This is a genomic window from Achromobacter anxifer, assembly GCF_903652925.1.
GTDB classification, from domain to species: domain Bacteria; phylum Pseudomonadota; class Gammaproteobacteria; order Burkholderiales; family Burkholderiaceae_B; genus Achromobacter; species Achromobacter anxifer.
Window position 1 is genome coordinate 20,044 of sequence record NZ_CAHLAR010000016.1, and the last position, 17,390, is coordinate 37,433.

General features: G+C 67.8%; 16 protein-coding genes. 8 read left to right on the top strand and 8 right to left on the bottom strand.

Annotated features, from left to right (window positions below):
- Window positions 1-171: 171 nt before the first annotated feature.
- Complete coding sequence (locus HWY37_RS31475; RefSeq protein WP_175210410.1) at window positions 172-612, bottom strand: NUDIX hydrolase; 441 nt, start codon at window positions 610-612, stop codon at window positions 172-174.
- A 149-nt stretch (window positions 613-761) separates the two neighbouring features.
- Here HWY37_RS31475 and HWY37_RS31480 point away from each other — a divergent pair, with 149 nt between their 5' ends.
- The 4 genes from HWY37_RS31480 (at window position 762) to HWY37_RS31495 (ending at window position 4,545) form a co-directional block, all read left to right on the top strand.
- Window positions 762-1,637: a LysR family transcriptional regulator gene (locus HWY37_RS31480; protein ID WP_175210409.1), complete on the top strand. Its 876-nt coding sequence runs from the start codon at window positions 762-764 to the stop codon at window positions 1,635-1,637.
- 135 nt (window positions 1,638-1,772) lie between these two features.
- Window positions 1,773-2,558 carry an aldolase gene (locus tag HWY37_RS31485; RefSeq protein WP_176090617.1) on the top strand — a complete coding sequence of 262 codons (786 nt, stop codon included), beginning with the start codon at window positions 1,773-1,775 and terminating at the stop codon, window positions 2,556-2,558.
- A 44-nt stretch (window positions 2,559-2,602) separates the two neighbouring features.
- Complete coding sequence (locus tag HWY37_RS31490) at window positions 2,603-3,940, top strand: MFS transporter (RefSeq protein ID WP_176090659.1); 1,338 nt, start codon at window positions 2,603-2,605, stop codon at window positions 3,938-3,940.
- An 11-nt stretch (window positions 3,941-3,951) separates the two neighbouring features.
- Window positions 3,952-4,545 carry a 2-hydroxychromene-2-carboxylate isomerase gene (locus HWY37_RS31495; RefSeq protein WP_176090660.1) on the top strand — a complete coding sequence of 198 codons (594 nt, stop codon included), beginning with the start codon at window positions 3,952-3,954 and terminating at the stop codon, window positions 4,543-4,545.
- Window positions 4,546-4,604: 59 nt separating this feature from the next.
- Here HWY37_RS31495 and HWY37_RS31500 read toward each other — a convergent pair whose 3' ends face one another.
- A complete protein-coding gene (locus HWY37_RS31500) occupies window positions 4,605-5,927 on the bottom strand; it encodes an MFS transporter (protein WP_246302459.1) in 1,323 nt (440 codons plus the stop codon).
- Between the two features lie 250 nt (window positions 5,928-6,177).
- The gene (locus HWY37_RS31505; protein WP_175210403.1) at window positions 6,178-7,068 is read right to left on the bottom strand and encodes a LysR family transcriptional regulator; all 891 of its coding nucleotides are present in this window, start codon (window positions 7,066-7,068) and stop codon (window positions 6,178-6,180) included.
- A gap of 100 nt (window positions 7,069-7,168) precedes the next feature.
- Here HWY37_RS31505 and HWY37_RS31510 point away from each other — a divergent pair, with 100 nt between their 5' ends.
- Window positions 7,169-8,524 (top strand): dihydroorotase, encoded by a 1,356-nt coding sequence (locus tag HWY37_RS31510; protein ID WP_176090619.1) that lies wholly within the window; start codon window positions 7,169-7,171, stop codon window positions 8,522-8,524.
- Window positions 8,525-8,535: 11 nt separating this feature from the next.
- On the top strand, window positions 8,536-9,798 hold the full coding sequence (locus HWY37_RS31515) for a Zn-dependent hydrolase (RefSeq protein ID WP_175210399.1): 1,263 nt from the start codon (window positions 8,536-8,538) through the stop codon (window positions 9,796-9,798).
- A 49-nt stretch (window positions 9,799-9,847) separates the two neighbouring features.
- On the opposite strand, the gene HWY37_RS31520 is transcribed toward HWY37_RS31515, so the two are convergent.
- The 4 genes from HWY37_RS31520 to HWY37_RS31535 form a co-directional block, all read right to left on the bottom strand.
- Window positions 9,848-11,086: an ABC transporter substrate-binding protein gene (locus tag HWY37_RS31520; RefSeq protein WP_176090620.1), complete on the bottom strand. Its 1,239-nt coding sequence runs from the start codon at window positions 11,084-11,086 to the stop codon at window positions 9,848-9,850.
- A 111-nt stretch (window positions 11,087-11,197) separates the two neighbouring features.
- Window positions 11,198-11,941: a GntR family transcriptional regulator gene (locus tag HWY37_RS31525; RefSeq protein ID WP_175210396.1), complete on the bottom strand. Its 744-nt coding sequence runs from the start codon at window positions 11,939-11,941 to the stop codon at window positions 11,198-11,200.
- Window positions 11,942-11,943: 2 nt separating this feature from the next.
- Entirely contained in the window at window positions 11,944-13,560 is a 1,617-nt protein-coding gene (locus tag HWY37_RS31530) for an AMP-binding protein (protein WP_425485061.1), read from the bottom strand.
- Between the two features lie 3 nt (window positions 13,561-13,563).
- On the bottom strand, window positions 13,564-14,604 hold the full coding sequence (locus tag HWY37_RS31535) for a cyclase family protein (protein WP_175208917.1): 1,041 nt from the start codon (window positions 14,602-14,604) through the stop codon (window positions 13,564-13,566).
- A 103-nt stretch (window positions 14,605-14,707) separates the two neighbouring features.
- Here HWY37_RS31535 and HWY37_RS31540 point away from each other — a divergent pair, with 103 nt between their 5' ends.
- The gene (locus HWY37_RS31540) at window positions 14,708-15,703 is read left to right on the top strand and encodes a Bug family tripartite tricarboxylate transporter substrate binding protein (RefSeq protein ID WP_175208916.1); all 996 of its coding nucleotides are present in this window, start codon (window positions 14,708-14,710) and stop codon (window positions 15,701-15,703) included.
- Window positions 15,700-16,422 (top strand): SDR family oxidoreductase, encoded by a 723-nt coding sequence (locus HWY37_RS31545; protein ID WP_175208915.1) that lies wholly within the window; start codon window positions 15,700-15,702, stop codon window positions 16,420-16,422. Before HWY37_RS31540 ends, HWY37_RS31545 begins: the two co-directional genes overlap by 4 nt.
- Here HWY37_RS31545 and HWY37_RS31550 read toward each other — a convergent pair.
- Entirely contained in the window at window positions 16,419-17,318 is a 900-nt protein-coding gene (locus HWY37_RS31550; RefSeq protein WP_176090661.1) for a GlxA family transcriptional regulator, read from the bottom strand. The genes HWY37_RS31545 and HWY37_RS31550 overlap by 4 nt on opposite strands.
- Window positions 17,319-17,390: the final 72 nt, after the last annotated feature.

The window sequence follows — 17,390 nt, forward strand, 5'->3', positions numbered from 1 at the left end:
TGCTGGAGGACTTCGGCTATTACCTGGTGTGGCCAGGCAGGGGCGCCATGCCGGACAAGGCGCGGGCGTTCCGGGATTGGCTGCTGGAAAGCGGGGCGGACTGAGCGGGGCGGGGTGCGGATCGCGGCGGGTCTGCCGCGGACGAGATGCGTCGGACGAGATGCGGCGGATCTACAGCGCAGCCGACAGGGTCGCCGCCTTGCGCGCCAGTTCGGCCACGCCGAAGCTGGTGGCAAGCGAATGATCGTCCAATTCTTCCAGCGGCACCCAGCGGGCGTCGGCAGCATCGTCGCCCGCCACCGGCTCGCCGGACTGCCAGCGGCACAGTACGGCGATCAGGATGAAGTGGCGGCGCAGCGCGCCCGCGTCGTCGCGGTCGTAGACGTCCACCGCATCGAACACGTGCAGCGGTTCCGCGCGCACGCCGGTCTCTTCCTGCAATTCGCGCGCCGCGGCGGCATGGACGCTTTCGCCAGCGTCGATCTTGCCGCCGGGGAAGGCCCAGCGGCCCTGATCGGGCGGATTGGCGCGGCGCACCAGCAGCACGCGGCCGTCCCGGACGACGGCGGCTATGGTGGCGGCGATGGGGCGCTGGGGCAGGGGCGCGGTCATTCAGGTTTCCTTTCATGTGGCGGCGGCCAGGCCATCCAGGGTACGCCAACCCGGTCCTAGCGCAAATCCCCGTAGTGTCCGGCCGGCCGCTGGTGCACACTGTCAGCCGCGCCGGCATGGGCGCATCGCATAGGGGGCGGGAGGGCAGCATGGACACACCGGACCGGCAGTTGCGCTATTTCTTGCGCATCGCGGAACTCAAATCGCTATCGCGGGCGGCAGAGGACCTGGACCAGACGCAGTCCGGGCTGAGCCGCCAGCTGGCGGCGCTGGAAGCCCACGTCGGCAAGCCGCTGTTCATCCGCACCGGCCGCGGCGTGGAGCTGACCGAGGCGGGCGCCCGCCTGCTCGATGGCATCCAGCCCGCCTACCGCAACATCGACCAGGTACTGGAAGCGGTGCGCCAGCGCGAGGGCGTGACGCAGGGCACCGTCAGGCTCGCCACCGTGCATACGCTCAGCTACTACTTCATGGCCGAGGTGGTGGCCAGTTTCGTCAGCAGCCATGAACACGTCAACCTGTCCGTGATGGGCCGCAGTTCGCCCGAGGTGGTGGCGCTGGTGGAAAGCGGCAAGGCCGACGTGGGCTTCGTCTACGACGCGGCGGTGGCGTCGGACAACCTGGCCTCGGCCACGCTGTTCGACGACGACATGTGCCTGATCGTGCGCGGCGACGTGCCGCTGCGGGACGACGTGGACCTGGCCGGCATGGCGCTGCGGCTGGTGGGCTTTCCGCCGCATTACGCGTTGCGCAAGATGATCCACAGCGCCGGGCTGGAGCCCGAGTTCGTGGCCGAGGCCGAAACCATAGACGCCATGCTCAAGCTGGTGTCCTCGGGCGTGGGCGCCTGCATCCTGCCGTCCCGCATTCCCGACAAGTTGCTGACCGAGTACGGGCTGCGCAAGGTCCGGGTCCGCAGCCCGATCCTGCGACGCCGGGTGGTCGCCATCACCCTGGCCAACCGCCAGCCGCTGCCGCTGGTGGGCGAGCTTCTGGCCGTCGCGCATCGCATCGCCTTGCAGTAGCGCCGCGCCCGGGTGCGCCTGAATAGCTGCTATGACCCTGGCTGCATGGCTGTATCGCGGCTGGCTTTCCATACTGTGCATACCTCGCATGGCGTCCGGTGGCGCCGATGGCGCGGGCATTACACAGGGGAAGACATGAGCACCGCATTACGAGAGAAATCCTATTTCGATACCCGCGCCACGCAGGAAATGGCGCGCCATCTGCGCCCCGTGTCGCGCAGCATCCAGGACACCATGGCCTATGCCTGTCGCATCCTGGCCATGACCGGGCAGGAGGCCGGACTGGCCGGGCAGATCAGCGTGCGCTCGCAGCGGCCGGGCGCCTACTGGACCTTGCGCTTCGGCCTGGGTTTCGACGAGGCCACGCCGGCCGACTTCATCGAAGTGGACCGCGACCTGCACACGCTGACGGGCGAGGGCATGGCCAACCCGGCCACGCGCTTCCACCTGTGGGTGTACGAGGCGCGGCCCGACGTGCAGTCCATCATCCACACGCATTCGCCCTGGGCCTCGGCGCTGGCCGCGGCGCGCCAGCCGCTGGTGATCTCGCAGATGGACATGACGCCGCTGCATGACGACTGCGCATTCCTGGGCGAGTGGCCCGGCGTGCCGATCGCCGACCAGGAAGGGGTGATTATCTCCGGCGCGCTGGGCAACAAGCGTGCCATCATCCTGGCGCATCACGGCTACCTGACGGCCGGCGTCAACTGCGAAGAGGCGACCTATCTGTCGGTGTACCTGGAGCGCGCGGCGCGCATGCAGATCCGCGCCCAGGCCTTCGGCCCGCTGACGCCGGTGGACGACGCGCTGGCGCGCGAGGCGCACGACTACCTGCTCAAGCCCTCGATCGTCAACGCGACGTTCAACTACTGGGCGCGGCAGACGCATGGCATTGCGCCCTTGCCGTTGCCCGCCGCCTGATACCGCGCAGCCTCTTCCTTCCAGACCTTTTTCGGGGAGTCATGATGATGACGACCAAGCCTGCGGCTGCGCGCTCGCGCCGCGATTACGTGACGGCCGGACTGGCCAGCATGATGGGCACCACCATCGAGTGGTACGACTTTTTCCTGTACGGCACCGCTGCCGCGCTGATCTTCAACAAGATCTTCTTTCCGTCCTTCGACCCGTTGACGGGCACGCTGGCGGCCTTCGCCACCTACTCGGTGGGCTTTTTCGCGCGGCCGCTGGGCGGCGTGATCTTCGGCCACTACGGCGACAAGATCGGCCGCAAGTCCATGCTGCTGATCACCTTGCTGCTGATGGGCGTGCCGACCATCCTGATCGGCTTGATTCCTTCCTATGAACAGATCGGCTACTGGGCCGCGGTGTTGCTGGTGCTGATGCGCTTCCTGCAAGGGATCGCGGTGGGCGGCGAATGGGGCGGGGCGGTGCTGATGGCGGTGGAGCATGCGCCGGAAGGCAAGAAGGGCTTCTTCGGCAGCCTGCCGCAGGCCGGCGTGGCGCCGGGCCTGATCCTGTCTTCGCTGGCGATGGGCGCGGTCGCGGCCTTGCCCGAAGCCGACATGCTGGCCTGGGGCTGGCGCCTGCCGTTCCTCGCCAGCGTGGTGCTGCTGCTGGTGGGCTGGTTCATCCGGGTCAAGGTGGCCGAGTCGCCCGACTTCGAGCAGATGAAGGAGAAGGGCGCCAAGGTCGAGGTGCCGGTGGCGGAGGTCCTCAAGCACCATCGCCGCGCGCTGCTGGTGGTGGTGGGCGCGAGGTTGGCGGAAGTGACCTGGTTCTACACCGTCGTGACCTTTTCGCTGGCCTACGCCACGGGCACGCTGGGCATCGCGCGCTCGGTGATGCTGGACGCCACCATCTGGGGCGCGGCCGTCGCGCTGTTCACCATGCCGCTGTTCGGCATGCTGGGCGACAAGATCGGCCACAAGTGGGTGTTCATGGCCGGCACCCTCGGCATCCTGGCCTGCGCGCCGGTGTTCTTCCACCTGCTGGGCACGCGCGACACCGGGTGGATCATTCTTGCGGTTTGCCTGGCAGTCGGCCTGGTCTACGCTTGCCTGTACGGGCCGGAAGGCACCTTGTTCTCCAGCCAGTTCCCGGCCGAAGTGCGCTACACGGGCATTTCGCTGGCGGTGCAGGTGTCCGGCGCCATTGGCGGCGGCCTGGCGCCCATCGTGGCGACCTGGCTGCTGGCCAAGGGCGGCGGCGATCCCAGGTATGTGGTGTGGTACTTGAGCATCCTGGGAGTGATCGCCTTGGTCAGCGCCTGGCTGATGCGCAGCGGGGCCGCCGCGCCTGCCGCCTTGCGAGTGCCTGCCCGCGCAAACCTGAGGACGCCATGATTGAAGACGCCATGAAGACCATCGACTATTACTTCTGGATGAACTCCGACTGGGCCTACCTGGGCGCCGACAGGCTGGAAGCGCTGGCCGCAAGACAGCAGGCGCGGATCCGCTACCTGCCGGTGGACCTGCCCGAGGTCTACGCCCGCACCGGCGGCATACTGCTGGGCCTGCGCTCGCCGGAACGCCAGGCCTACCGGGTAACGGAGCTGGCGCGCTGGTGCCGCAAGCTGGGCATCCACGTCAATCCGCAGCCGGCCCATATGTGCCCGGACGCGGGACTGGCTTCGCGCATCGTCATCGCCGCGGATCGCGCCGGCCTGCCGGTGGCGGCGCTGTACAAGGCCATCCTGAAGGCGGAGTGGTGCGATGAGCAGGACATCTCCGATGAAGCCACCTTGCGCGGCATCGTGGACCGGCAGGGGTTGGATGCCGCGGCGCTGCTGGCCGCGGCGGCCGAGCCCGGCATCGAGGCCGTCTACCGCCGCAACACCAATGACGCCGTTGCCGCCGGAGTGTTCGGATCGCCCGCTTATGTGTACCGGGGCGAGGTGTTCTGGGGGCAGGACCGGCTGGAGATGCTGGAGGAGGCCGTGGCGGCCTGAATGAAGCAGAGGGGCTGACGGCCGCCGCGCAGCGTTGCGCGGCGGCCGTCAATGCAGGCTCAGATGTGCTTGCCCTGCGGCAGCACGGTCAGGGCCAGCAGCGCAACGACACTGGCGGCCATGACATACAGGGCCGGGGCGAAGGACACGCCCGTGGAGTAAGTGATCCAGGTCAGGATGGCCGGGGCGAAGCCGCCCAGCAGGGTGACGGCGGTGTTGTACGTCAGGGACATGCCCGAGGAGCGCACAGCGGTCGGGAATACCTCGGACAGCGCGGCGGGCGCTACGCCCACGTACATCGCCACCATCAGGCAGAACAGCGACTGCACCACGATCAGCGTCATTTGCGTGTGCGATGCCTGCAGCCACATCATCAGCGGGTAGACGGCGACCAGCAGTACCGCGGCGGCTGCGCGCAGCATGTTGCGGCGTCCGTAGCGGTCCGACAGGGTGCCGGAGAACACACAGCCGCCGGTCAGGAACAGATTGCCCACCAGCGCGGCAATGAAGGCTTGCGAACTCGTGAAGCCCATCGATTTCTGCACGTAGATCGGCATGAAGATAATGAGCGCATAAGGTCCGACCGCCCAGAGCACCGACATGCAAAGGCCGGTCAGCAGTTCCTTGGGATAGTCGCGGATGACGGCCAGCAGCGGCGCCTTGATGCGGGCATTCTGGCGCGCCTGGCGTTCCTGTTCCTCGCGGAAGTGCGGCGTTTCGTCCAGCGCGGCGCGCATCCACAGGCCGACCGGCGCGATGGCCAGGCCCAGGATGAAGGGAATGCGCCAGCCCCATTCGCCCACTTGCGCTTCGGTAAGCAGGGTCGTGACAAGGGTCGCCACGAGTGCGCCCAGCAAGTTGGAGATCCCCATGCTTGCTTGCAGCCAGGAGGCATACTGGCCGCGCTTGCCTGCGGGCGCATGCTCCACCAGGAAGGCGGTGGCCCCGCCGACTTCGCCGCCGGCGGAAAATCCTTGCAGCACGCGGCCGCAGACGATCAGCAGCGGAGCGCCCACGCCGATGGCGGCATAGGGCGGGGCGGCGGCGATCAGCAGCGTGCCCAGCGCCATCAGCATGATGGTGAGCGTCAGGGTCGCCTTGCGGCCGGCCCGGTCGCCGTAGGAGCCCAGCACCAGCGCGCCCAGCGGGCGGACCACGAAGCCCAGGCCGAAAGCCAGGAACGACGTCATCAATTGCACGGTCGGGTTGGCGTTCTGAAAGAAGTTCTGCCCGATGTAGACCGCGAACAGGGCATAGACGGTGAAGTCATACCATTCGAGGGCATTGCCGGCCGAAGCGGCAATGACGGCCTTGCGTCCGCTGTGATCCCGCACGGGTTGGGTCGCCTTCCGGGCCGGCACGGCTTCGGCTCCCAGGTTCATCGAGATGTCCTTCATTGTTTCCCAGTTCTGATCGTGAGCGTCCGGGGGCGGGCGCGCTTGGCGCGGCGATTACGAGGTCCCCTGGACAGACGAGCGCATCATAGGAATCAATCCCGATAATGTCGTATTACCTTTTGTTCCTGGTCCATAACATCAAATTAATCACTCGCCCGCGCCATAGCGGGGTGTGGGGGACGGTTGAGGCCAGGCTAAGGGATAACCCCAGGAAGTTTACAGGGCGCGGCAGGACTTAATTGTGTCGCTCCAGGCCATGCAGCACATTGATGAACGCCAGCGCCGGGCGCGACAAGGGCTGCAGCTGCACGTGGAAGACGTTCACTGGCGCGTTGACCGTGCCGCGGATGGGCACCGCCACCACGTTCGACCAGGTGGGGCCCGCGACCGTGATTTCGTCCACCAGCGCCACGCCCGCGCCCGCCTGCACCAGGGCGCAGGCGACGTGGGCCTGCTGCACTTCGATGAGCGGCTCCGGACGCGAGTCCTCGTTGCCGAACAGGCGGTTGATCAGCATGCCGAAAGGGATGTCGGCGCTGTAGCCGATCAGGGGCTCCTTGACCAGATCGCGCACCTCCACCTGGCCCTGGCCGGCCAGCGGATGACCCTTGGGCAGGACCGCGACGATCTTGTTTTCGTAGAGCGGCTGCGAGGCCAGGCTGGGGTGTTCCACGGGCATGTAGGCCACGCCCAATTCGACCTGCTGCGTCAGCAGCGCCTGCTGCAGCGTTGCCGGGATCTGCGTCTGCAACACGATGCGCATCTGGGGATAGCGCTTGCGGAACTGCGCGATCGCCCGGGGCAGCAGCGACTGGCCCAGGCTGGGACTGCAGGACAGCCGCAATTGCCCCTCGCGGTTCTCGGCAAGGTTGTCGGCAACCTCGTTCACGCGTTGCACGTTCTGGTACAGCGCCGTGACCTCCACGAACAGGCGGTGGGCTTCAGGGGTGGGGTAGAGGCGGCCCTTGATGCGCTGGAACAGCATCAGGCCCAGGCGTTGCTCCGTATAGGCGATCAGCCGGCTGACCGCGGGCTGGGAGACGAACAGCAGCTTGGACGCGCCGCTGATGGAGCCGCTGAGCATGATCGCCCGGAAAACTTCGATCTGCCGCAGATTCAATTTCATATGATTAACCTGATGTTAATTCTTACGCACATATAAGCATAAGACGTTTTGGAATCGCGCTCCTACACTGCCTGCATTCAACACAGGATGGAATGCGGTCATGAGCGATTTCGAATTGGTGGTGCGCGGCAACATCGTCGACCCGGATGGCGTGGCGATGGACGGCTGGCTGGCGGTGCGGGACGGCAGGATCGCGGCGCGCGGCCTGGGCCAGCCTCCCGCGGCGCGCGGCAGCGTGGATGCGCGCGGCCAGTGGATCGTGCCCGGCGTGGTGGACGGCCAGGTGCATTCGGGCAGCCAGGCGAATCAGGAAGGACTGGGCTGGGCCTCGCGCGCCGCGGCCGCCGGCGGCGTCACGGTCATGGTGGACATGCCCTACGACGATCCGGAGCCCGTGGCTTCGCGTCCGCACCTGGACGCCAAGATCGCCGAGGTCGAGCGCGATTGCCATGTGGACGTGGCGTTGTTCGGCACCCTGAACAAGGAGCATGGACTGGCGGCCGCCGCCGGCCTGATCGAGGGCGGGGTCTGCGCGTTCAAGTTTTCCACCTTCGAAGCCACTCCGGGCCGCTTTCCCCGCATCGAGGAAGACGATCTGTACGAAGCCTTCCGCCTGATCGCGCCTTCGGGCCTGGCCTGCGGCGTGCACAACCAGATGCAGGAGCTGACCCGCAAGAACATCGCGCGCCTGATCGAGGCCGACGATACGGGCTGGGACGCCTTCATGCGGGCCCACACGCCGTTGATCGAGAACCTGGCGACCGCGCTGATCTATGAGATCGGCGCCGAAACCGGCGCCCGCGCCCATGCGGTGCACGTGTCGACCTCGCGCGGCTTCGAGATCTGCAACATGTACCGCCGCAGCGGCCATCGCGCCAGCATCGAAACCTGCGTGCAGTACTTGATGCTGAACCATGAAGAACATACCCGCCGCTTCGGCGCGAAGACCAAGCACTATCCGCCGATCCGGCCCAAGGCCGAGGTCGACCTGCTCTGGACCCACATCGCCAACGACGAATGCACCTTCGTGTCGTCGGATCACGTCAGCTGGGGCCTGGAGCGCAAGCAGAATCCCAACGTCTTCAAGAACTCGTCCGGCGGCCCCGGCCTGGAAACGCTGTTGCCTGCCTTCTGGACGGGCTGCGAAGAGCATGGCATTGCGCCATCCATGGTGGTGCGCCAGCTGAGCCGCAACCCCGCGCAGCACTTCCTGCTGGATGACCGCAAGGGCACGCTGGACGTGGGCAAGGACGCCGACATCGTCATCCTCACGCCGGAACGTTATGCCTTCAATCCATCGAACAGCCTGTCGGCGGTGCAGTGGAGTTCGTTCGAAGGCCGTGAATTCACCGTGCGCGTCGCGGCCACCTGGTGCCGCGGCCAGCAGGTCTATGACGGTCAGCGCATCGTCAACCAGAAGGGCGACGGCCGCTTCCTGCGTCTGCGCCAGGCTTGAGGGGAAGCGCCATGACCGTCCCGTTTCCGCCTCTGAACGCCGAACGCCTCTGGGCCCGCACCCAGACCCTGGCCGGCTTCACCTTGCCCGATGTGCCCTGGACCCGCCGCGCCTTTTCGCCGCTGTTTGCCGACGCGCGCGACTGGCTGCGTTCGGAGTTTGAAGCCGCCGGGCTCACCGTCCGGCTCGACGCGGGCGGCAACCTGATAGGCAGCCGCCCGGGCCGCGATCCGTCGCGCAAGCCGATCGCGACCGGCTCGCATTGCGACACCGTGATGAGCGGCGGCCGCTACGACGGCATCATCGGCGTGCTGGCCGGCATCGAGGTCGCGCACGCCATGCGCGAGCACGGCGTCGAACTGGAGCATCCCTTCGAGGTGATCGACTTCCTGTCGGAAGAGCCCAGCGACTACGGCCCGTCCTGCATAGGCAGCCGGGCGTTGAGCGGCAAGCTGGATGCAGCCATGCTGGCGGCGCGCAACCCCCAGGGCGAAACCCTGGCCGAAGGCCTGCGCCGCATAGGCGGGGATCCGGACGCGCTGGGCCAGCCGCTGCGCGGACCGGGCGGCACCGCCGCCTTCGTCGAGCTGCACATTGAACAGGGACCGGTGCTGGAAAGCCGCGGCCTGCCCATCGGCGTGGTCACCAACATCGTCGGCATCCGCCGCGTGCTGATCACGGTCGAAGGCCAGCCCGACCATGCCGGCACCACGCCCATGGACATCCGCCGCGACGCCCTGGTGGGCGCGGCCCGCATCATCGACGCGGCCAACCGCCAGGCCAGCGCGCTTAGCGGAAGGCCGCATTATGTGGTGGCGACTGTCGGCCGCCTGACGCTTACGCCCAACGCGGCCAATGCGGTGCCCGGGCGTGTGGAAATGATGCTGGAGGTGCGCAGCGACAGCGACGCCGTGCTGGAGGGTTTTCCGGAATCGCTGATGGCGGAGGTGGCGGAAGGCTTGAAGGCCCTGCGCCTGCAAGCCAGCGTGGCGCCGGTAAGCCGGGCGTTGCCCACCGATTGTTCGCCGCTGGTGATGGACGCGGTGGAGGCCGCCGCAAAGGACCTGGGGTATGCATCCATGCGCCTGCCCAGCGGTGCGGGCCATGACGCGGTCTACATGGCGCCCACCGGCCCCATCGGCATGATCTTCATTCCGTGCCTGAACGGCCGCAGCCATTGTCCGGAGGAGTCGATCGAGCCGGCGCAACTGCTGGACGGCACGCGCGTGCTGTACCAGACGGTGCTGGAGCTGGACCGGGCGCTGCGCGCCTAGCGGCGCGGGCGCCGTCGCGGCGCCCGCCTTGTCGCCATTTCTTTACCAGCTACTTCTTCACCAGCGGGCAGGACGAGCGCGACAACGGCATGAAGGCCTGGTCGCCGGGCAGGGTGGCCACGAGCTTGTAGTAGTCCCAGGGCCGCTTGGACTCGGACGGCTTCTTCACTTCGAACAGGTACATGTCGTGCACCATGCGCCCATCCTCGCGGATGCGGCCGTTGGTGGCGAAGAAGTCGTTGATGGGCATGGACTTCATCTGCTTCATGACCGCCGCGGGCTCGTCGGTGCCGGCGGCCTGCACCGCCTTCAGATAGTGCATCACGGACGAGTAGGTGCCGGCCTGGCTCATGTTCGGCATCTTCTTGAGCTTGTCGTAGTAGCGCTGGGACCAGGCCCGGGTCTGGTCGTTCATGTCCCAGTAGAAGGCTTCCGTCAGCGTCAGGCCGGCCGCGGCTTCCAGGCCGATGGCGTGGATGTCGTTGATGTACAGCAGCAGCCCGGCCATCTTCTGGCCGCCCTTGGTCAGGCCGAACTCGCTGGCGGCCTTGATGGCGTTGACCGTGTCGCCGCCCGCGTTGGCCAGGCCCACGATCTGCGCCCGGCTGGCCTGGGCTTGCAGCAGGTAGGACGCGAAGTCGCTGGAACCCAGGGGGTGGCGCGACGCGCCCAGCACGGTGCCGCCGTTGGCCTTGACGACTTCGGTGGCGGACGCCTGCAAGGTGTGGCCGAAGGCATAGTCGGCCGTCAGGAAGTACCAGCTCTTGCCGCCTTGCTCGACGGTGGCGCGCGCCGTGGTGTTGGCCAGCGACCAGGTGTCGTAGGTGTAGTGCACGGAATAGGGCGAGCACAGGTCGTTGGTGATGCGTTCGGTGCCGGGCCCGCTGAAGACCACGATCTTCTTTTTCTCGCGGGCCACTTCCAGCACGGCCAGCGCCGGGGCGGATCCGGCCACGTCCATGATGGCGTCGACCTTTTGCGTGTCGTACCACTCGCGCGCCTTGGCGGCGGCGATGTCGGCCTTGTTCTGGTGGTCCACCACCAGCAGGTCGATCTTCTTGCCCAGTACCGTGCCGCCGAAATCGGCAATGGCCATTTCGGCCGCGGTCGCGCTGCCTTTGCCGGTGACGTCGGCGTAGACGCCACTCATGTCCAGGATCAGGCCCAGGCGGACCACGTCGTCGGAGATGGCCTTTGCCATGGCGCAGGGCGCCGCGGCAAAGGCGGTAAACAGGGCTAGCGTGCTGCGCAACTTCAAGGAAATCCGGGGGGTTCTGCGGCATTTCATGGCTTGTCTCCTTTATGCCGGATCTGGTTCGGATACTGCTGGCGCTTGGTGATGTGCTGCGGCGCTCTGTCTTGTCGGATTGCGGGTCGGGGCTCCTGGCTTGTGGCGGGTCTAGCGGTTGGACAGCAGGTCGAACTCCATCCGTACCTTGCGGAACGGGAATTCCAGCCGCGCGAAATACACCACGCGGCCGTCGATGCAGGCGTAGCGGCGCAGTTCGGCCACGGGCGACGATACGGGGATCTGCAGGGATTCGGCGGACTCCTGGCCGGCCTCGATCACGTTCAGCACCTGGCGCGCCTCGCTGATGCGCGCGCCGTAGAACTGGTCCAGTACCGGCGCCACGGTGCTCTTGCGGATGCGGGCGCGGTGCTTGCGGAACAGAACGCTGTCCAGGAACACTTCGCTATAGCAGAAGGGGGCGCCATCCGTGGTGTGCACCCGCCGCAGGTACTGGAAGCTGCCGCTGCGATCGGCATTGCAAGGCATGCCCAGCGTGTCGGGCAGCGGCGAGTCGGCGCTGGATTCCACCAGGGACACCGTGCCCAGCTGGTTGGATAGTTCCACGGTTTCGGCCCAGGTCTTGGGGATCAGCAGGGTGGGCGTCTCGGGCAGTTCGGCGTTGACGAAGGTGCCCGAGCCGCGCGAGCGGCGGATCAGGCCGTCTTCTTCCAGCAAGCCGAACGCCTGCCGGATGGTGGCCCGCGAGATGCCGTAGGTTTCCATCAGCGCTTCCAGCGGCGGGATCTGCTGCCCCGGCCGCCAGGTGCGGTTCTGGATGTTGCTGCGGAACAGCGCGGCCGCCTGCAGATACAGCGGCTGGGGGCTGCGCGAAAAAAGCTTGGGATCGGGCATGTTCAGGCAGAGGGTGTCGTGGCCGGAGCGGCGAGCATGGCATCGGCCATTTCGCGCAGCCGGTGCTTCTGGATCTTGACCGAGTTGGCGCTTTCCACCGAGGGGAATGCATCCAGCACGGTAAAGCCCGCCGGCGTCTTGAAACCCGCCATCGCGGCCTTGCACGCGGCGGCCCAGCCTGCGGGGTCGGCCGCAGCGCCTGCTTGCAGCAGCACGAAGGCGTAGGGCACGGTCTTGCCCTTCTGGGTGGCGCCGACCACCTGGCAGGCGCGCACGCCGGGCAGGGTTTCGACCACCTGTTCGATTTCCACGGGATTCACCAGGAAGCCGGACAGGCGCAGCGAATCGCCCATGCGGGTCTGGAACACGAACTGGCGCGGGCCCAGCGTGTAGCCGAGATCGCCCGTCTTGAAGTAGCCGTCGTCGGTCAGCGCGCCGCGGGTGGCTTCGGGATTGTCCAGATAGCCTTGCATCAGGCTGGGCGAGAGGATTTCGAGTTCGCCCGACTGGCCCTGCGGCACGATCTCGCCGGTGGCCGGATCGCGCGCGCGCACCCGGGCGTCGGGATAGATGAGGGTGCCGCCGGGTTGGTAGCGGACCGATACGTCGCCGTCGGCCGGATCGCGCGGCTGGGCGGCGACCAGGGCCACCAGCTCGCTGGATCCGTACAGGCCGGTGAGCGGCACGCTGGCCTCGCGGGCCAGGTCCAGCATATTGTCCAGCGCCGGCGTGAAGCTGGCGAAGCCGAACAGCCGGGCCGAGGCGAAGTCGCCCGGGGCGCCGGCCTGCATCATGCCGACCAGCGCTTCGTTGTTGGCATAGGTATGCGTCACCGCGTGGCGGCGCACCGCCACGGCGGATTGGGCGGCGTCGAACACCGGCGCGCAGACCACGGGCACGCCTTGTGCCAGGCCGCCCGCCAGGGTCGCGAAGCCGAAGGCGCCGCAGAACGGAGCGCTGGCCAGCACGCAGGCGGTCGCGTCGTAGCCATAGGCTTGCGCCACGGTCGCGCCATGGTTGAGCAGGGTGCGCTGGTCGTGCAGCACGAACTTGGGCTTGGAGGTGGTGCCTGACGTGGTGAAGCACAGCACGCCCGCGTTGGGCTGCGCGGCAGGGGCGGGGTCCGGGCAGGACAGCAGGTCCTGGTAGCGGTGCGCGGGCTTGCCGTGGAGAGTGGCGGGCAGCGTTTCGTGCGCGCCCGCCAGCGCGATCACGCCTTGCAGGCGCGGCAGGTGCTCTGGCGCGACCTCGCCCAGGATGCCCTGGAAATCGATGCCCTTGAATCCCGGCCAGAACACCAGCCAGTCGGCCTTGCCGCGGCCGAGGATGTCCGCGAGTTCCAGCGCGCGAAAGCGCGTGTTGACGGCCAGCACCAGCGCGCCCAGGTGCGCGCAGGCCAGGAAGGATTCGACCCAGGCGGCGCAATTGGGCAGCCAGACCGCCACGCGCTGCCCCGGCTGCACGCCCAGGCGCGCCAGGCCGGCGGCCAGCTTGCGGCTGCGCGCGCGCAGCTGCGCCGCGCTGACGGGCCGGTCCTGGTCGATCAGGAGGGGCGCGTCGGGCCGGCCCGCGGCCAGCGCATCCAGGTGTTCGGAGAAAGTCGAGTACGGCATGTGCATGGTTCAGACGGTGGCGATGGGCGTCACGGGCGAACCCACGGCGCCGGGCATGCGCAAGGGCGGGGCGGTCAGCAGGAAGCGGTTGCGGCCCTGCGCGTGCAGCCAGTCGGCCAGGTCCTTCAGGTACCAGAGTTCGGCCAGCGGCACGCCCAGCTTGAACAGGCAGTGGTGGTGCAGCGGCAGGATGGAATGGCCGGGGCCGGACGTGCGCGCCGGATAGGCCTCGACCGCATAGTTGTCGGCGCAGATGGCGGCGATGCCCGACTGCGTGATCCAGTCCAGCAGCGCCGGGTCGGATCCGTCCAGCACGGCGCCCGTCTGTTCCAGCTTGTGCGGATCGGGCTGGCCGTCCATGGCCACGATGGCTTCCGCAAAGCCGGTGCGCAGCACCAGCATGTCGCCGGTCTCGACCGTGACGTTCTGCGCCTGCATGGCGGCTTGCAGGTCCGCCAGGCCGACGATCTTACGGCCGGGACCGAATGCGCGCGCCAGGTCCACCAGCACGCCGCGGCCCTGCATGCCTTTTTCGGCGTAGCGGCTGACGCTGAGCTTGCGCGCGTACGAACCGCCGGGCGGGCAGCAGGCATCGGCGGAGTTGTCGGGATCGGCGCCGCCGAACACGTCCACGCCGGCCGCGTAGCCGTTGTAGTAGACGCGGCGCGCCTCGCCGTCGCCCTGGATGTCGAACAGCGCGCCCACGTGGCACAGGCCGTCCCATTGCGTGGAGTACTGCATGGACAACGTGACCTGGTCGTCGGACAGCACGTCCACGGCCTCGGGCTGGACCTGGGACATCTGGAAGTTCAGATAGGGCGTGCCTTCGCGGAAGGTGGGCTTGAGCACCGGCGCGTGGCGGCGCGGGTTCAGCACGTTGCCGCCCGGCAGGTCCAGCGGCAGCGACAGGCAGAACACCTTGCCCGCGCGCACCTCGCGGACCGCCTGCAGCACCTTTTCCTCGGTCAGCAGGTTGAGCCGGCCGATCTCGTCGTCCGGGCCGAAATCGCCCCAGGTGGAGCCTTCGGGGCGTTGGGTCCAGCGTTTCATCTGCTTGTCTCCTGGAGGTTTTCCATGTTCTTATGAATATAGTACGTATTTACGTACTTTAAAAAGAAATCCGCAATCAGCGGGTTCGATAGGAGACAAGCCCATGACGCAATTCCTGCAACGCGGGTTGGCGATCACTGCGCCGGCCCTGGCCGCGCTGGCCTTCCTGACCCTGCCCGCCGCGCAAGCGGCCGGCTACCCCGACCATCCCGTCACCGTCGTCGTGCCTTATCCGCCGGGCGGCGGCGCGGACCTCTTCGGCCGCGCCATCGCCCATGCGCTGGAGCCGGGCCTGAAGCAGACCGTGCTGGTCGAGAACAAGCCCGGCGCGGGCGGTAACATCGGCATGGCCTATGTGGCGCGGGCCAAGCCCGATGGCTACACGCTGGGCCTGGGCACCATCGGCACCCAGACCATCAACCAGTTCCTGTACAGCAACATGGCGTTCGATCCCGAGCGCGACCTGGTGCCCATCGCGCTGGTGTCCACCACGCCCAACGTCATCGCCGTCAGCGCCAAGTCGCCCTACAAGACGGTGGCCGACGTGATCAAGGCGGCCAAGCAGTCCAAGGACAAGAAGCTGACCTATGCCTCGCCCGGCATCGGTTCCTCGGTGCACCTGACCGGCGCCTATTTCGAAGCCATGGCGGGGGTGACCATGCTGCATGTGCCGTTCAAGGGCACGTCCGCGTCCCTGCCCGCGGTGGCGGGCGGCCAGGTCGACCTGCTGTTCGACAACCTGCCGGGCGCCCTGGCGCAGATCAAGGACGGCAACCTGGTGCGCGGCGTGGCGGTCACGTCCGCCACGCGCGACCCCTCGGTGCCTGACTTGCCCACCGTCGCAGAATCCGGCCTGCCAGGCTTCGACGTCACCGCCTGGTTCGCGCTGTACGCGCCGCGCAACACGCCGGATGCCGTGGTCAAGCAATTGATCGAAGCCGCGCGCACCGGCCTGCAAAGCCCGGCCATCGCGACCAACTTCGCCGGCATGGGCGCCAAGCCGGGCACGCTGTTCGGCGCGGACCTGGCCGCCTTCGAGAGCGCGGAACGCAAGAAATGGGGCGGACTCATCAAGGACAAGGGAATCACCGCGCAATGAACAAACCCACCGCACTGGTCACCGGCGGCAGCCGGGGCATAGGCCGCGCCATCATCGCGCGCCTGATCGACGACGGCTTCGAGGTCGTCAACTTCAGCCGCGGCGCGCCCGAAGCGCTCTTGCGCGGCGAGACCTTCCGTTCGGTCGACCTGGGCGATGCGCCGGCCACCATCGCCGCGGCGCAGGCGCTGGCGGCCGAGCGCGAGGTGCTGCACCTGGTCAACAACGCCGGCATGATCCAGGTCGCGCGCATCGATGACGTGACCCAGGAGCAGATGGCGCGGATCATGGCGCTGAACGTCACGGCGCCCGTCCTGCTGATGCAAGCCTTGCTGCCCGGGATGCGGGCGGCGGGCTATGGGCGCGTGGTGAACATCGGCAGCCGCGCCGCCTTGGGCAAGGACGGGCGCACCGTCTATGGCGCTTCCAAGGCGGCGCTGGCGGGCATGACCCGGACCTGGGCGCTGGAGCTGGCGGGCAGCGGCATCACGGTGAACACCGTGGCGCCCGGGCCCATCGCCACCGAACTGTTCAACCAGTCCAATCCCGCAGGCGCGCCGCAGACGCTGGCGCTGGAAGCGTCGATCCCGGTACGGCGCGTGGGTCAGCCCGAAGAGGTCGCGCACGCGGTATCCATGTTCATGGACCGGCGGGCGGGGTTCATGACGGGACAGATGCTGTACGTGTGCGGGGGCGTGTCGGTGGGGCTGGCGAGCTAGTTGCCTGCATCCGGTCTTTGCGGCGAGGAATGGAGCGCGAATTCGCGCTCCATCTCCTTCCTGGATACCTTGCCGGACGCCGCCAGCGCTTGCGCCCGTTCCAGCCGCAGCCGCTTCAGCACCTCGGTGGGGGCCACGCCGAAATGGGCGGCGAACTTGCGCTGGAAGGTGCGGCGCGACATCTGGCAGGCGTCGGCCATGTCGTCGACGGACCAGCGCGCCGACAGCCGCGCCTCGATCTTTTCCACCAGGTCGCGGAACGGCGCGGCCACGCGGTCCTGCAGCCGCAGCGCCTGGCTGTATTGGCGCTGGTCGCCGTTGCGCCGCATGAAGACCACCAGCCTGCGCGCGACGCGCTGCGACAGGTCGGCGCCGAAATCGCGCTCGATCAGCGCCAGCGCCAGGTCGATGCCCGCGGTGACGCCCGCCGAAGTCCAGTACTTGCCGCTTTCGATGTAGATGCGGTCGTCCTGCACGCGCAGGGCAGGGTAGAGCTGGCGCAGCCGGTCGGCTGAACGCCAGTGGGTGGTGACGGCGCGGCCGTCCAGCAGGCCGGCCGCGGCCAGCACGAAGGCGCCGGTGCATACGCTGCAGGTGCGCGCGGCGCTGGCGTCGCGGCGACGCAGCCAGGCACGGGTCTCGCCGTGCGCGCCGGCGAAATCCGCGCCGGGGCCGCCGGGCACGAACACCATGTCGAAGGGCTCGTCGCCGTCGTCGGCGAAGGTGCCATCCACCTGCATGCGCAGCCCCTGTTCCCAGGTGGACACCTGCTGCGCGGCGGCGATGGTGCTTAGCCGGTAGAGCTTGCGGCCGGCTTCCTCGTTGGCCGAGCTGAAGGCCTGCCAGGGCCCCGCCAGGTCCAGCGGCTGGAAGCCGTCATACAGGACGAACATCACGCGCTTTGGCGCATCCGGCGCTGGAATTGGCGCGCGCGGCTGGGCGCGTCCGCCTATGCTGGGATTTGTCGT

Bases quoted from the DNA above. Each gene is read 5' to 3' on its own strand.
- HWY37_RS31475 (WP_175210410.1), bottom strand. From the start codon at position 612: ATGACCGCGCCCCTGCCCCAGCGCCCCATCGCCGCCACCATAGCCGCC.
- HWY37_RS31480 (WP_175210409.1), top strand. From the start codon at position 762: ATGGACACACCGGACCGGCAGTTGCGCTATTTCTTGCGCATCGCGGAA.
- HWY37_RS31485 (WP_176090617.1), top strand. From the start codon at position 1,773: ATGAGCACCGCATTACGAGAGAAATCCTATTTCGATACCCGCGCCACG.
- HWY37_RS31490 (WP_176090659.1), top strand. From the start codon at position 2,603: ATGATGACGACCAAGCCTGCGGCTGCGCGCTCGCGCCGCGATTACGTG.
- HWY37_RS31495 (WP_176090660.1), top strand. From the start codon at position 3,952: ATGAAGACCATCGACTATTACTTCTGGATGAACTCCGACTGGGCCTAC.
- HWY37_RS31500 (WP_246302459.1), bottom strand. From the start codon at position 5,927: ATGAACCTGGGAGCCGAAGCCGTGCCGGCCCGGAAGGCGACCCAACCC.
- HWY37_RS31505 (WP_175210403.1), bottom strand. From the start codon at position 7,068: ATGAAATTGAATCTGCGGCAGATCGAAGTTTTCCGGGCGATCATGCTC.
- HWY37_RS31510 (WP_176090619.1), top strand. From the start codon at position 7,169: ATGAGCGATTTCGAATTGGTGGTGCGCGGCAACATCGTCGACCCGGAT.
- HWY37_RS31515 (WP_175210399.1), top strand. From the start codon at position 8,536: ATGACCGTCCCGTTTCCGCCTCTGAACGCCGAACGCCTCTGGGCCCGC.
- HWY37_RS31520 (WP_176090620.1), bottom strand. From the start codon at position 11,086: ATGAAATGCCGCAGAACCCCCCGGATTTCCTTGAAGTTGCGCAGCACG.
- HWY37_RS31525 (WP_175210396.1), bottom strand. From the start codon at position 11,941: ATGCCCGATCCCAAGCTTTTTTCGCGCAGCCCCCAGCCGCTGTATCTG.
- HWY37_RS31530 (WP_425485061.1), bottom strand. From the start codon at position 13,560: ATGCACATGCCGTACTCGACTTTCTCCGAACACCTGGATGCGCTGGCC.
- HWY37_RS31535 (WP_175208917.1), bottom strand. From the start codon at position 14,604: ATGAAACGCTGGACCCAACGCCCCGAAGGCTCCACCTGGGGCGATTTC.
- HWY37_RS31540 (WP_175208916.1), top strand. From the start codon at position 14,708: ATGACGCAATTCCTGCAACGCGGGTTGGCGATCACTGCGCCGGCCCTG.
- HWY37_RS31545 (WP_175208915.1), top strand. From the start codon at position 15,700: ATGAACAAACCCACCGCACTGGTCACCGGCGGCAGCCGGGGCATAGGC.